Source organism: Roseovarius sp. AK1035, from assembly GCF_003288315.1.
Lineage (GTDB): Bacteria > Pseudomonadota > Alphaproteobacteria > Rhodobacterales > Rhodobacteraceae > Roseovarius > Roseovarius mucosus_A.
This window is the reverse complement of record NZ_CP030099.1, coordinates 1,967,302-1,980,510: the sequence shown is the minus strand read 5'-3', so window position 1 is coordinate 1,980,510 and position 13,209 is coordinate 1,967,302. Positions and strand designations below refer to the sequence as shown.

Sequence of the window (13,209 nt, the reverse complement as noted above, 5' to 3'; positions counted from 1 at the left end):
GAGGCACGGCATATGTCCACATCCGATCCCTTGCCAGAACGCTGGCCAGAGCGCTGGTCGCGCCTGCTGAACCGGCTGGCGGCACGCCGCGCCGCGCTCAGCCGCCCTGCCACCGCCTTTCTGTCGCAGCCGGAACCGCGCAGCATCGGCTATCTCGCGCGGGGCCGTCAGCTGTGCGCAGGAAATTTCGTCTTTGCGGGGCACCTCATAGAGGCCCCGGATACGCTCATCTGGAAACTTGACCCGCCCGACGCGGGTTTTGCCGCGCAACTGCACGGCTTTGGCTGGCTCGACGATCTGGCGGCGGCGGGCGATGCGGCGGCACGGGCGCGCGCGCAAGAATGGCTCTGGGCTTGGATCGACCTTTACGGCAACGGCACCGGACCGGGCTGGACCCCGGATCTGACTGGCCGCCGCCTGATTCGCTGGATCAGTCAGGCGCTTTTCGTGCTCAGCGGCCAGCCGTCACAGGCGTCTGGCCCCTTTTACCGCTCTTTGGCGCAGCAGACCGCCTTTCTTGCCCGCCGCTGGCAGGCCGCCCGCCCCGGTCTGCCTCGGTTCGAGGCGCTGACCGGGTTGATCTATGCCGGATTGTCGCTTGAGGGGATGCACCCGCATCTCGATCCGGCGCTGACGGCGCTGGCGCGAGAATGCGAGACGCAGATCGACGCGCAGGGCGGCGTGCCCACCCGCAACCCAGAAGAGCTGCTAGAGGTCTTTACCCTGCTCACATGGGCCGCCATGGCGCTCAGCGAATCCGGCAGGACCGCAGGCGAGGCGCATTGGCGCGCCATAGAACGGATCGCCCCCACGCTGCGCAGCCTGCGCCATGCTGATGGCGGGCTGGCCCGATTTCACGGCGGCGGGCGCGGGCTGGAAGGGCGGCTTGACAGCGCGCTTGCCACCAGCGGGGTCAAGACCCGGCGCACGGACGGGTTCGCCATGGGCTTTGCGCGGCTTGGCGCGGGCCGCACCAGCGTGATCATCGACGCGGCCCCGCCACCCACCGGCGCGGCGTCCTCGGGGGCGCATGCCTCGACCCTTGCGTTGGAACTGACCTCGGGCCGACGCCCGCTGATCGTCAATTGCGGCTCAGGCCATAGTTTTGGGCCAGAATGGCGAAGGGCAGGCCGGGCCACGCCCTCGCATTCGACGCTGGTGCTGGCCAATGGCTCCAGCGCGCGATTGAGCAATGACAAACGCCACCCCGACTGGCTGAGCGAAGCGCCGCGCCATGTGCCGGTCAACCTGACCAAGGCCCCCGACGGGCTGCGCTTTGAAGGGGCGCAGGACGGCTATCTGCGCGGTCATGGCCTTACCCATGTGCGTCAACTCGACCTTACCTTGGACGGGCGCGCGCTGGTGGGTGAGGATATGCTGCTCGCCATCGAAGAGACGGACAAACGCCGCTTTGACCGCGCCCTAGACGAGACCCGCATGAAGGGCATTGCCTATGATATCCGCTTTCATTTGCACCCGGATGTAGATGCCTCGGTCGATATGGGGGGGGCCGCCATCTCTCTGGCGCTGCGCAGCGGCGAAATTTGGGTGTTCCGCAGCGACGCGCGCGCCGCTTTGTCCTTGCAACCGAGTGTGTATCTTGAAAAAACGCGCCTCAAACCGCGTGCGACCAAACAGATCGTTTTATCCGGTCGCGCGATGGACTATGCGACCCATCTGAGATGGTCACTGGCCAAGGCGCAAGATACCCCGGTCGGCATCCGCGATGTCGAGGAGGAGGCGCTTGATCCCGTGGCCGATGAGTGAACCGACAAGGCAGGACCGCCCGATATGACCGATCACGCGCCCATCACCCGCGCCCTTCTTTCTGTTTCCGACAAGACCGGGCTTCTCGAGCTTGGCCAAGCGCTGGCCGCGCGCGGGGTCGAGCTCTTGTCCACTGGCGGCACCGCCAAGGCGCTGCGCGACGCCGGTCTTGCGGTGCGTGACGTGGCCGAGGTGACAGGCTTTCCAGAGATGATGGACGGGCGCGTGAAAACCCTGCACCCGATGGTGCATGGCGGCCTTTTGGCGCTGCGCGACAATCCAGAGCATCAGGCCGCGATGCAGGCGCATGGGATTGGTCCGATCGACCTTTTGGTCGTCAACCTCTACCCGTTCGAGGAAACCGTCGCCCGCGGTGGCGACTATGAGGACTGCGTCGAGAATATCGACATCGGCGGCCCGGCGATGATCCGCGCCGCGTCCAAGAACCACGGCTTTGTCACCGTGGTGGTGGATGTGGCCGATTACGCGCCGCTTCTGGCAGAGCTGGACGCGCATAACGGCCAGACCACACGTGCCTTCCGTCAACGACTGGCGCAAATCGCCTATGCCCGCACCGCCGCCTATGACGCAGCGGTCAGCACATGGCTGGCCGGGGCCATCGAAGATGCCGCGCCGCGCCGCCGCGCCTTTGCTGGCACGCTGGCGCAAACCCTGCGCTATGGCGAGAACCCGCATCAGGCAGCAGCCTTTTACACCGATGGCTCGGACCGGCCCGGCGTGGCCACCGCCCGGCAGGTGCAGGGCAAGGAACTGAGCTATAACAACATCAACGACACAGACGCGGCCTTTGAACTGGTAAGCGAATTCGCCCCGGCCGATGGCCCTGCCTGCGCCATTATCAAACACGCCAACCCCTGCGGCGTGGCGCGTGGCGCGACCCTGCTTGAGGCCTATAAACACGCCTTTGATTGCGATCGCACCTCGGCCTTTGGCGGCATCATCGCGCTCAATCAGCCGCTGGATGCCGCCACCGCAGAAGAGATTGCAGAAATTTTCACCGAGGTGGTGATTGCCCCCGGTGCCGACGCCGGTGCCATGAGTATTTTCGCCAAGAAGAAAAACCTGCGCCTCCTTTTGACATACGGGCTGGCTGATCCCGCCACGGCGGGGCGGATGATCAAGCAGGTGTCCGGCGGCTATCTGGTACAGGACAAGGATACCGGCCATATCGCCGCAGGCGACCTCAAGGTCGTGACCAAACGCGCGCCCGACCCGCGCGAATTGGCGGATCTGCTCTTTGCGTGGAAAGTGGCGAAACACGTCAAATCCAACGCCATTGTCTATGTCAAGGATGAGGCCACCGTCGGCGTGGGCGCAGGCCAGATGAGCCGGGTCGATAGCTGCCGCATCGCTGCGCGCAAGGCGGTGGACATGGCCGAAACCCTTGGTCTGGCGGCCCCCCTGACCCAAGGCAGCGTCGTGGCCTCGGATGCGTTCTTTCCCTTTGCAGATGGCCTGATGACCGCCGCAGAGGCGGGTGCCACCGCGATCATTCAGCCCGGCGGCTCGATGCGCGACGACGAGGTGATTGCAGCGGCGGATGCGGCGGGGTTGGCGATGGTCTTCACCGGCATGCGCCATTTCCGGCACTGACGCGCCGATGCGGATTGTTTTCTGGACAGCATTCTGGATCTTCCTGCTGGATCAGGCCACGAAATATCTTGTGGTACATGCGATGGACCTGCGCAGTCTCGGGGCGATTGACCTGTGGCCGCCGTTTATCAACCTCCGCATGGCGTGGAACTACGGCATCAATTTCGGGATTCTCGCCGGTGATGATCCGGTCACACGCTGGGTGCTGATCGCGGTAGCGCTGGTCATCGCAGGCGCAGTGCTCTGGTGGGTGCATACCGAACCCCTGGGCCGCTGGCACCGCTTGGCGGCGGGGCTGCTGGTTGGCGGCGCTCTCGGTAATGTGATCGACCGGCTGATCTATGGCGCGGTGGCGGATTTCCTTAATATGTCTTGCTGCGGCTTTACCAATCCTTATGCGTTTAACGTGGCCGACATTGCGGTTTTCGTCGGGGCCTTTGGTATGGTTCTGCTGCCGTCTGGCAAAAAGCCCTCGTGACCTCGGGCTTTGAATGCGATAAGGCTCCCATGACCTTGCAGGAGAGTGGCGATGGCGATGCCGCGAAAAACAGTTCTGACCCTTCTTGTGGCCACTTTCGTGGCCGGGTGCGGCGGGCGCGACGACGTCACGCTCAGCAAGATTCGTCATACCGGAAACGGGCCTGACGAGTTTTCCATTATTCCCGGCAAGCCCTTGCAAACACCCGAGGATTTGGCCAGCCTGCCTGCCCCGAACCCCGGTGGCGCAAATCTGACGGATCAAAACCCGCTCGCCGATGGTTTGGCCGCCTTGGGGGGCAATTCGGCAGGTGGGGTCGCAGGCAATGGCGCGCTCGTCAATCACGCGAACCGTTACGGGGCCACCCCCGCCATCCGCCAGACCCTCGCCGCCGAGGACAAGGCCCTGCGTCAGGCGCATGGCCGCGTCGACGTGCTGCGCTTCCTGCCCGGCGACGATTATGTTCAGGCCTACCGCCGCGAATGGCTGGATGCCTATTCAGAGGAACAACGTCTGCGCAACCGCGGCGTTCTCACCCCGGCAAGCCCGCCCCCGCCAGAGTGAACACCCAACCGCTTGAAACGGCGCGGCCAAGGCGTATCTACTTGATCAAATGCGACTTAGACCGGAGACCGTAAATGCGACATTTCCTTGCCGGGCTGACGCTGGCCCTCTTACCGCTCGCGGCCCCAGTATCAGCCTCGACCACCGATCAGGTGACGCATTTCACGCTCGACAACGGGCTTGATGTGGTGGTGATCAAGGATCACCGCGCCCCAGTCGTCACGCAAATGCTGTGGTATCGCGCCGGGTCTGCCGACGAAACGCCGGGCGTCTCGGGCGTTGCACATTTTCTTGAACATTTGCTCTTCAAGGGCACCAAGACCATGGAACCCGGCGAATTTTCCGCCACCGTGGCGCGCAATGGCGGCTCGGACAACGCCTTTACCAGCTATGATTACACCGCCTATTTCCAGCGTATCGCCGCCGACCGGCTGGAGTTGGTCATGCGGATGGAATCGGACCGTATGACCAATCTGCAGCTCGACGAGGCCGATATCCTGACCGAGCGCGATGTGATCATCGAAGAACGCAATCAACGGGTCGAAAACAGCCCCGGCGCGCTGTTCCGTGAGCAAAAGAACGCGACGCAGTATCTCAATCACCGCTACGGTGTGCCGATCATCGGCTGGCGGCACGAGATGGAGGCCCTCGATCTTGACGCGGCGCTTGACTTCTATCGAACATTCTACGCCCCCAATAACGCCATCCTGATCATCGCGGGTGATGTCACGCCTGACGCGGTGCGCGCTCTGGCCGACACCTATTACGGCCCCATCCCTGCCAATCCTGCCCTGCCCGAGCGCGCCCGCCCGCAAGAGCCGCCACAACTTGCCGAGCGGCGGATCACGATGCGCGACGCGCGCGTGTCGCAACCCTATGTGACCCGCTCCTATCTCGCCCCCGAGCGTGACAGCGGCGCACAGGAAAAGGCCGCAGCGCTGACCCTGCTGGCCGATATTCTGGGTGGCGGTCAAACATCCCTTCTGGCCGAGAAACTGCAATTCCAGAACCAGACAGCGGTGCAGGTTGGCGCGTCTTATTCGGGCCTGTCGCTGGATGACACCACCTTTGACCTCTTTGTCGTGCCCGCCCCCGGTGTCACACTGGAACAGGCCGAGGCGGCGATGGACGAGGCGCTTCTGACATTCCTGGAAACAGGCGTGGATGCCGAACAGCTTGAGCGTATCAAGACGCAATTCCGCGCCTCGGAAACCTATGCCCGTGACGATGCCGGCGGCTTGGCCAATCGCTATGGTCAGGCGCTGACACAGGGGCTGACCGTGGCCGATGTGCAGGCGTGGCCCGCGATCCTTCAGGCCACAACCGAAGAAGACATCCTGCAGGCCGCACGCGACGTGCTGGATCGCACGCAATCTGTCACAGGCTGGCTTATGGCACCGGAGGTCACGCAATGATCCGTTTCGTTCTGAGTTTCGTTCTTTTGCTGGCTGCGCTGCCCGCGCGCGCTGAAATCGAGGTCAGGGAAATCACCACGCCCGGCGGGCTTGAGGCTTGGCTGGTCGAGGATCACTCGATCCCCTTCGTGGCGCTTGAATTGCGCTTTCGCGGCGGCGGCTCTCTTGATCCGGAGGGCAAGCGCGGCGTGACCAATCTCATGGTCGGCCTGCTTGAGGAAGGCGCCGCCGAGATGGACGCGCAGGGCTTTGCGCGCGCCTCTGAATCCCTCGCCGCCGATTTCCGCTATTCCGTCAATGACGACCGCGTCAGCGTCTCAGCCCGGTTTCTGACCGAAAACCGCGATCAAGCGGTGGATCTCCTGCGGTCAAGCCTCGTAGAGCCGCGCTTTGATCCCGACGCCATCGAGCGTGTGCGCGCCCAGATCCTGTCGATCATCAACGCGTCGCAAACCGATCCGCGCGATATCGTCGGACAAGCGTTTGACAGCCTCGTGTTCGGCGATCATCCCTATGGCTCATCGCTTGACGGCACCATCGAGAGTGTCACGGCCCTTACCCGCGACGATATTTTGGCCGCACATCAGGGCGCTCTGGCCCGTGACAGGCTTTATGTCTCTGCCGTGGGCGACATCACCGAGGCAGAGCTTGCCGCCCTTCTCGATAGCCTGCTTGGCGACCTGCCCGAAAGCGGCGCACCGCTGCCGGGCAATGTCGCGCCCAATCTGCCGGGCGGTGTGAAGGTCACGGATTTTGCGACACCGCAATCCATTGTCGCCTTTGCCCAACCTGGCATCGACCGCGACGATCCCGATTTCTTTGCCGCCTATATCCTCAACCACATCCTTGGCGGTGGCGGCTTTGAAAGTCGGTTGATGAGCGAGGTGCGTGAAAAGCGCGGCCTGACCTATGGCGTCTATTCCTATCTTGCGGACAAGGACGCGGCCCAACTCTGGATGGGGTCTGTCGCCTCTGCCAACGACCGCGTCGCCGAGGCGATCACTGTCATTCGTGACGAGTGGGACCGTATCCACACAGAGGGTGTCACACCTGAAGAGCTGGAAAACGCCAAAACCTATCTGACCGGCGCCTACCCTTTGCAGTTCGAGGGGAATGGCCCCATCGCCGACATCGCCGTCGGCATGCAGATGGAGGGGTTGCCGACCGATTACATCGTAACGCGCAATGACAAGGTGAATGCCGTCACGCTCGACGATATCAACCGTGTCGCGCGGGAATTGCTCGATCCGGAAACGCTGACCTTTGTGGTGGTGGGTCAGCCTGTTGGATTGGACAGCACCCTCAACTGACGGATCATTTGTCCTGACGCAGCCCCACCTGCGTCAGGGCCGCATCCAACGGCGCAAGGTCTGGCACCTGCAAGCGCATCGGCAGGCTTAGCACCTTGCGCCGGAACGCCAGTGGTAACCGCACGGCATCCTCTTCTGTCGTCACCAGTTGGGCGCGGCGCAAAGACGCCTCTCGCTCCAACCGCGCCAATAGGCCCGGACCATAGGCTTCCTTGGTGGCCAACGCCTCAAAGCGCACAGGCTCTGCCCCAAGCCCCCGCAACATGGCAAAGAAAAGCGCCGGATCTTCGCCCCCCGCAAAGGCCAAGACCCGCGCGCCCGCCCAATCCATGCCCGTTTCCAGCGGTTGCAATTCGCCCGCCATCACCGGCGATGAAATCCGCGCGCCCCATAGCGCTGCAAACCGCGCCTGCGCGGCATGCGGCCCCACCGTCAGCATCAGGTGAACCCGCGCCAACCCAGCCTCCAACGGCTCGGCAAGTGGCCCAGCCGGACGACACCGCCCATTGCCAAAGCCGCGCACGGCATCGACCACCCCAATGGACAGGTCCTTGATCAACGCGGGATCGCGCAGCCCGCCCATCATCACCAGACAATCGGCAGACCCCTCCGCCAAGGCCGCCCGCGCGCCCTCAGCCCAGTCGGGCGCAACCCAAGTTGGCGCAAAATCGGCCGCAAGCAGCGCAGCGCCCCCAACCTCCTCTGCACCATGGCGGCGCGGATCAATCCGAACCGGCCCCGCCGCCCCGCGCGCAAGGATCACGGGCGCAAACCCAAGCCTCTGCACCTGCCCGATCACCGCCAGCACCGCAGGCAAATTGCCCACGCTCCCCGCCGCCAACATATCGACCGAGATCACCGGCACCGGCGCACGCCAGCCAACCTGATCTGCCCCCCCGCGCCGCGCACGCCAGAGCGCCCAAGGGGTCAAAAGCCGCGCGCGCAAACCGGGCCGATCCGGTGGCGTGAACCAATAGGCGGGCAGGCTCATCGCGCGGCGTCCAGCCTGTCCAGCCGATCCAGCAGCATATCTTGAATACGGTCAGTCACAGCCGCCCCACGCGAGGCCACATCCCACGCCGCATGCGCCATCACCGCCGCCTGATCCGGCGCAATCAACCGCTGCACCGCCGCTGTCAGCGTCGGGCTGTCGCGCACAATCCGCGCCGCCCCCGCCTCGGCATAGCGCGAATAGCGATTGAGATAGCGGCCCACATTGGGGCCGTAAAGGATTGCCGAGCCATGCGCGGCAGGCTCATTGGGATCGCGCCCATGTTGTCCAGACACCAGCGACGAGCCCATGAACGTCACCGGGGCCAGACGATACCACAGCCCCATCTCGCCCCGCGTATCGGCCAGAATCACCTGCGTTGTCTCGCTTGGGATCTCGCCCTCGGACCAGACCGCCACCCGCCAACCCTGCGCCTCCAGCGTGGCGCGCATCTCGGTGCAGTCCTGCAAATCGTCCGGCACAAGGATCAGTACGCTGCGATGCGCCAGACGGCTGACTTCACGGTGGGTTTCCAGCACGGTTGCCAATTCATCGCGGTGGATGCGCGAGGCCAACCAGATCGGGCGACTGCGCAAAAGGCCCGCCATCTCTTCGCGCTCGGCGGCATTAAACGGCAGCGTCATCGCGCCTTCTTGGAACGCGCCCGTGACGGTCACGATCCGTTCGGGTGCCCCAAAGCGGCGCACCAGCCGTGCCGCCGCTTCGGTCCGCGTCAGGATTTCCGTAAATAGCCCCAGCACCGCGCGCGGCATGTCGGGAAACCAACGCCAGCTTGCCCGGTCCAGATTTTCCTCGTCGGCATCAACCAGATAAAGCGGGGTCGCCATCCGCGAGGCACAGATCAGCAGCGCAGGCCGCAAATCGCCGCCCGTCCACACGCAGATATCAGGCCGCCAATGGGCCAAAAATGCCTCAGCGGCGGGTAGGTTATCCTCGGGCACTGTCTGCCAGATGACCGATGCCGCCATGTCGGTCCGGGCCGGGGTCGTGCTTGATGTGGTCAACAAAAGATGCAAGCCGCGCCGCTGCGCCGCCAACCGCTCCGCAAGATGCACCAGCGTGTCCGCGCGCGCCGCATCGACCGCATGCGCCCAAATCAAGGGTCCGGGCGGGCGCACCTGATCCGGCACAGGGCCCGCGCGCCCGGCGCGGCGCGCATAGGCCAAATAGGCCGATAGGCTAAGCGACCGGCTCACGCCAGCACCCCGGCAAGCGCCGCCAAGGCCGATGCAGTCAGACTTTCAGGCGCGACATGCTCGACCGGCGCCCCATGCTCTCGCAGCGCCCCGGCAAGGCCCTCTGCTTGTGATCCATCCGCAATCAGCACCACGCTTTGCCCCAGCCAATAGGGCCGCGCCGCCGCCAATTCCGCCGCCAACAGATGCCCGGTGATCGCGGCTGAATCCCCGCGCACCTCCGCCCCCCGCAGATGCGCCGCCAATCGTTCCGGACGGCTGAGCGTATCAGCCATGGCCTCAGCAGAGGGCAGCACCGCACCGCCCAAAAGACGCACCAGCCGGGGCGTCACAAAGCTCTGGCAACTCACCGCCTCGCCCGCGCTCAGATGCACCCAATGGCTCAGGTCGCGCCCGACCACCCAAGCCACCCCATCCCATTGCGCCCGCGCCTGCAAAAGACCGATCAGCAAAAGGCGCACCCAAGCGTCAATCACATCGGGCGGGGTGTCCTGAACCAGCGGGGCCAGACCCCGCCCACCTTGGGGGATCACCTGCGTGGGCAGGTGATCCCCCTGCCCCTCACCGATGCGAAACACCCGCTGCGGCATCGACAGCAGCTGCGCCCGCGCAGTTGCTTGATCCGGGGCTGCGGCCTGCTCGACGATCCGCGCGCCCTGCATCACAAAGGCGCGCGCGCACGCTCCGTCATGGCCGATGGCGGCCCAATCGGTCATTGTCGGCGTTCAAGCTGCGCCACAAGACCGGACATGTCATAGCCCGCCTTCGCGGTCGCGCGCAGGATCTCGTCCGCACCCAAGTCTTCGAACCGCGTGATGCTCCACAGCATCGTGCAGCGCGTGCCAGAGCGGCAATAGGCAAGGATCGGCTTGGGCATCTCCTCTAGCGCCACGCGAAACTCGTCCAGCGCAGCCTGCGTCATCTGCCCAGAATGGATGGGCACCCACCGCACCGCCAGCCCCGCCGCTTCTGCCGCCGCCGCAACGGCATCAAACGCAGGCTGCCCATAATCCTCGCCATCCGGTCGGTTGCACAGGATCGAACGATATCCGGCATCGACGAGAGCGGCCACATCCGCCACCTCGATCTGCGGGGACACAGTGAAATCTTGGGTAATCAGGCGCAAGTCCATGAGGCTCTCCAGCAGGGTTTGCCCCATCTATGCGCAAATCCCCCGCCGGATTCAATGGGACAGACGTCACCGTGACAGAGCGGCGCGCGGCGATACGCCACGCACGCAACTCTGCATCAAAGCCGAAGATTCTTGCAGGACATCCCGATTTTTGCCGAAATTTACAGCGTTCGGCCTGCAAAACCGGGAAATCCGGGAAAACCGCAGACGTAACCTCTGGTAGAGTAACCTACCGGGCGCCGTCAGGATGCCCGGACAAGCAACAACAACGAGGGAGATCCTGTCATGTCTGGAAAGTTCGTCGTCGGCTACGACGGCAGCGTGTCATCGCGACGCGCCTTGGAATTCGCGGTAGACCGCGCACGCGCTCAGGGCGGCACCATCGTTCTGGCGCATGTGCTTGAATGGTCGCCCTATTCCTTCCTGACCGCAAGCGAACTGGAAGAGCGCCACAAACGCCGCCGCGAAGAAATGGAACGCGCCGAAAAGGCGATCACTTCCACCGTCGTGGCCGAATTGCAGGACAGCGGGATGCCGGTTGAGACCATGATCCGCTACGGCAATACCGCCGATCTGCTCTGCCGTATCGCCAAAGAGGTGAACGCCGTTCAAATCGTGATCGGGCGCGATGGTCAGTCGGCGATTGGCGCGCGGGTGTTCGGATCAGTCGCCGGTGCGCTCGTGCAGACAGCGCCGGTGCCCTGCACCATTGTTCCATAAAATATAGAAACAACAGGGATGATAAAAATGAAACGATACGCATTTCCTGCGGCGGCTGCGGTCGGGGCGGCATTGCTTGCCATGCCCGCCCATGCACAATCCGTTGATGAAAAGGTCAATCAGATCTTCGCAAGTTCAACCGGCTGGTTCGTCAATCTGATCTTTTCCAACTTTCCGGGCACCTCCTTTCCTTGGATCGTGGCTTGGTTGGTGATTGGTGCCACCGTGTTCACGCTCTATTTCGGCTTTATCCAGTTTCGCGCGATCGGCCATTCCATTGCATTGGTCAAAGGCGACTACTCCGACCCCAACGATGCCGGTGAGGTCAGCCATTTTCAGGCCCTCGCGACGGCCCTCTCGGGCACTGTCGGCCTTGGCAATATCGCAGGCGTCGCCGTTGCGGTCAGCATCGGTGGCCCCGGTGCCACCTTCTGGATGATCCTTGCGGGCCTCATGGGCATGGCGTCTAAGTTTACCGAATGCACCTTGGGCGTGAAATACCGCAACGAATACCCCGACGGGCGCGTTTCCGGCGGCCCGATGTATTACCTGACCAAGGGCTTTGCCGAACGCGGCGTGCCGGGTGGCAAAATCCTCGCCGTGCTCTTCTCGATCTTTTGTATCCTTGGCGCGCTTGGCGGCGGCAATATGTTTCAGGCCAATCAGGCGCATCAGCAGATTGCGGGCATCGTCGGCGCATATCCGGGCTGGATCACCGGCGTGATTTTTGCCGGTGTGGTCTTTGCGGTGATCGTGGGCGGCCTGAAATCCATCGCGCGGGTCACCGAAAAGGTCGTGCCGTTCATGGGTATCCTTTATGTCGGCACGGCGCTTATCATCATCGTGATGAACGCGGATCAGATCGGCTGGGCTTTTGGCCAGATTTTCGAAGGGGCCTTTACCGGGCTTGGCGTTGCGGGCGGCATGGTCGGCGCGCTCATTCAGGGCTTCAAGCGCGCCGCCTTCTCGAACGAGGCTGGTGTTGGTTCGGCGGCCATCGCCCATTCGGCGGTGCGCACCAAGGAACCAATCACCGAAGGGTTCGTATCGCTGCTTGAGCCTTTCATCGACACCGTGGTGATCTGCACCATGACCGCTCTTGTGATCATCATCACCGGGCAGCTTGTTGCAGGACCGGATGGCAATTACCTGCTCAACGAAGCGGGCACCGCGATCCAAACCGTCGGCGGCACTTCGGGCGTTGGTCTGACCTCCGCTGCCTTTGGCAGTGCGATCAGCTGGTTTCCTTATGTTCTGGCAATCGCCGTCGTGCTCTTTGCCTTTTCCACCATGATCAGCTGGTCCTATTACGGCCTCAAGGCCTGGACCTATCTCTTTGGCGAAGGCGAGACCAAGGAACTGGTGTTCAAGGTGATCTTCTGCATCTTCGTGGTGATCGGTGCCGCCGCCAATCTTGGCCCGGTGATCGACTTCTCGGATGCGGCGATCTTTGCCATGGCAGTGGTCAATATCATCGGGCTCTACATCCTGATGCCCATCGTCAAACGCGAGTTGGACAGCTACCTCAGCCGGCTTAAATCGGGCGAAATCAAGAAGTTCGAGTAACTTTTCACCCGATTTGACAATCATGGGGGCCAGCGGATGTCCGCTGGCCCCTTTGGATTCATAGAGATCATGCATAGGTAGACGTCAGAACGACACGACGATTTTCCCTCAAGGAGGACCCGTTATGGACAAAGAGACATACCAGAACAAGCTGCAAGCCCAACTCGATCAATGGAAAGCCGAAATCGACAAGCTACAAGCCCAGTCGCGCGAGGCGTCTGCCGACATGCAGATCAAGTATCAGGAGCAGATCAAAGAGCTGCGCGAAAAACGCGCCGAGATGGCAGCCCAGTATGACAAGATCGAGGCCGCCAGCATCGAAGCGTGGAAAGATTTCAAGACCGGCGCAGACGAGGCTTGGGACAACATGTCCAAAGCCATGAAATCAGCATGGGGTCGGTTTGGCTGACTGTCTGCCCAGCCTTTTCAACTGCC

The 13,209-nt window shown here is 63.1% G+C and carries 13 protein-coding genes; 9 read left to right on the top strand and 4 right to left on the bottom strand.

Annotated features, from left to right (window positions below):
- Positions 1-12 precede the first annotated feature (12 nt).
- From RAK1035_RS09330 to RAK1035_RS09305, 6 genes are all read left to right on the top strand, one after another.
- Positions 13-1,767 (top strand): heparinase II/III family protein, encoded by a 1,755-nt coding sequence (locus RAK1035_RS09330; protein ID WP_008281844.1) that lies wholly within the window; start codon positions 13-15, stop codon positions 1,765-1,767.
- Between the two features lie 24 nt (positions 1,768-1,791).
- The gene (gene purH / locus RAK1035_RS09325) at positions 1,792-3,381 is read left to right on the top strand and encodes a bifunctional phosphoribosylaminoimidazolecarboxamide formyltransferase/IMP cyclohydrolase (RefSeq protein ID WP_008281843.1); all 1,590 of its coding nucleotides are present in this window, start codon (positions 1,792-1,794) and stop codon (positions 3,379-3,381) included.
- A 7-nt stretch (positions 3,382-3,388) separates the two neighbouring features.
- Positions 3,389-3,859, top strand: a complete 471-nt coding sequence (gene lspA / locus RAK1035_RS09320; RefSeq protein WP_008281842.1) for a signal peptidase II — start codon at positions 3,389-3,391, stop codon at positions 3,857-3,859.
- Positions 3,860-3,910: 51 nt separating this feature from the next.
- On the top strand, positions 3,911-4,423 hold the full coding sequence (locus RAK1035_RS09315) for a DUF3035 domain-containing protein (protein WP_008281841.1): 513 nt from the start codon (positions 3,911-3,913) through the stop codon (positions 4,421-4,423).
- 74 nt (positions 4,424-4,497) lie between these two features.
- Positions 4,498-5,838, top strand: coding sequence for a M16 family metallopeptidase (locus RAK1035_RS09310; protein ID WP_008281840.1), 1,341 nt, complete (start codon positions 4,498-4,500; stop codon positions 5,836-5,838).
- Positions 5,835-7,148 (top strand): M16 family metallopeptidase, encoded by a 1,314-nt coding sequence (locus tag RAK1035_RS09305; protein WP_008281839.1) that lies wholly within the window; start codon positions 5,835-5,837, stop codon positions 7,146-7,148. Before RAK1035_RS09310 ends, RAK1035_RS09305 begins: the two co-directional genes overlap by 4 nt.
- Before the next feature lie 4 nt (positions 7,149-7,152).
- Here the strand turns inward: RAK1035_RS09305 and RAK1035_RS09300 are convergent, their stop codons facing one another.
- From RAK1035_RS09300 to RAK1035_RS09285, 4 genes are read right to left on the bottom strand one after another with little or no spacing between them, the layout of a single operon-like run.
- Entirely contained in the window at positions 7,153-8,139 is a 987-nt protein-coding gene (locus RAK1035_RS09300) for a tetraacyldisaccharide 4'-kinase (protein ID WP_008281838.1), read from the bottom strand.
- The gene (locus RAK1035_RS09295) at positions 8,136-9,356 is read right to left on the bottom strand and encodes a 3-deoxy-D-manno-octulosonic acid transferase (protein WP_008281837.1); all 1,221 of its coding nucleotides are present in this window, start codon (positions 9,354-9,356) and stop codon (positions 8,136-8,138) included. The genes RAK1035_RS09300 and RAK1035_RS09295 overlap by 4 nt, the downstream gene beginning before the upstream one ends.
- On the bottom strand, positions 9,353-10,072 hold the full coding sequence (locus tag RAK1035_RS09290; protein WP_008281836.1) for a 2-dehydro-3-deoxygalactonokinase: 720 nt from the start codon (positions 10,070-10,072) through the stop codon (positions 9,353-9,355). The genes RAK1035_RS09295 and RAK1035_RS09290 overlap by 4 nt, the downstream gene beginning before the upstream one ends.
- Positions 10,069-10,515, bottom strand: a complete 447-nt coding sequence (locus RAK1035_RS09285; RefSeq protein ID WP_008281835.1) for a TIGR01244 family sulfur transferase — start codon at positions 10,513-10,515, stop codon at positions 10,069-10,071. The genes RAK1035_RS09290 and RAK1035_RS09285 overlap by 4 nt, the downstream gene beginning before the upstream one ends.
- 258 nt (positions 10,516-10,773) lie before the next feature.
- On the opposite strand from RAK1035_RS09285, the gene RAK1035_RS09280 reads away from it, so the two are divergent.
- From RAK1035_RS09280 to RAK1035_RS09270, 3 genes are all read left to right on the top strand, one after another.
- The gene (locus RAK1035_RS09280) at positions 10,774-11,208 is read left to right on the top strand and encodes a universal stress protein (RefSeq protein WP_008281834.1); all 435 of its coding nucleotides are present in this window, start codon (positions 10,774-10,776) and stop codon (positions 11,206-11,208) included.
- 27 nt (positions 11,209-11,235) lie between these two features.
- Positions 11,236-12,774, top strand: coding sequence for an alanine/glycine:cation symporter family protein (locus tag RAK1035_RS09275; RefSeq protein WP_008281833.1), 1,539 nt, complete (start codon positions 11,236-11,238; stop codon positions 12,772-12,774).
- A gap of 124 nt (positions 12,775-12,898) precedes the next feature.
- On the top strand, positions 12,899-13,183 hold the full coding sequence (locus RAK1035_RS09270) for a hypothetical protein (protein ID WP_008281832.1): 285 nt from the start codon (positions 12,899-12,901) through the stop codon (positions 13,181-13,183).
- The last annotated feature ends 26 nt before the right edge of the window (positions 13,184-13,209 follow it).

Bases quoted from the DNA above. Each gene is read 5' to 3' on its own strand.
- RAK1035_RS09300 (WP_008281838.1), bottom strand. From the start codon at position 8,139: ATGAGCCTGCCCGCCTATTGGTTCACGCCACCGGATCGGCCCGGTTTG.
- RAK1035_RS09270 (WP_008281832.1), top strand. From the start codon at position 12,899: ATGGACAAAGAGACATACCAGAACAAGCTGCAAGCCCAACTCGATCAA.
- RAK1035_RS09275 (WP_008281833.1), top strand. From the start codon at position 11,236: ATGAAACGATACGCATTTCCTGCGGCGGCTGCGGTCGGGGCGGCATTG.
- RAK1035_RS09330 (WP_008281844.1), top strand. From the start codon at position 13: ATGTCCACATCCGATCCCTTGCCAGAACGCTGGCCAGAGCGCTGGTCG.
- RAK1035_RS09305 (WP_008281839.1), top strand. From the start codon at position 5,835: ATGATCCGTTTCGTTCTGAGTTTCGTTCTTTTGCTGGCTGCGCTGCCC.
- RAK1035_RS09285 (WP_008281835.1), bottom strand. From the start codon at position 10,515: ATGGGGCAAACCCTGCTGGAGAGCCTCATGGACTTGCGCCTGATTACC.
- lspA (WP_008281842.1), top strand. From the start codon at position 3,389: ATGCGGATTGTTTTCTGGACAGCATTCTGGATCTTCCTGCTGGATCAG.
- RAK1035_RS09315 (WP_008281841.1), top strand. From the start codon at position 3,911: ATGGCGATGCCGCGAAAAACAGTTCTGACCCTTCTTGTGGCCACTTTC.
- RAK1035_RS09290 (WP_008281836.1), bottom strand. From the start codon at position 10,072: ATGACCGATTGGGCCGCCATCGGCCATGACGGAGCGTGCGCGCGCGCC.
- RAK1035_RS09310 (WP_008281840.1), top strand. From the start codon at position 4,498: ATGCGACATTTCCTTGCCGGGCTGACGCTGGCCCTCTTACCGCTCGCG.
- RAK1035_RS09280 (WP_008281834.1), top strand. From the start codon at position 10,774: ATGTCTGGAAAGTTCGTCGTCGGCTACGACGGCAGCGTGTCATCGCGA.
- purH (WP_008281843.1), top strand. From the start codon at position 1,792: ATGACCGATCACGCGCCCATCACCCGCGCCCTTCTTTCTGTTTCCGAC.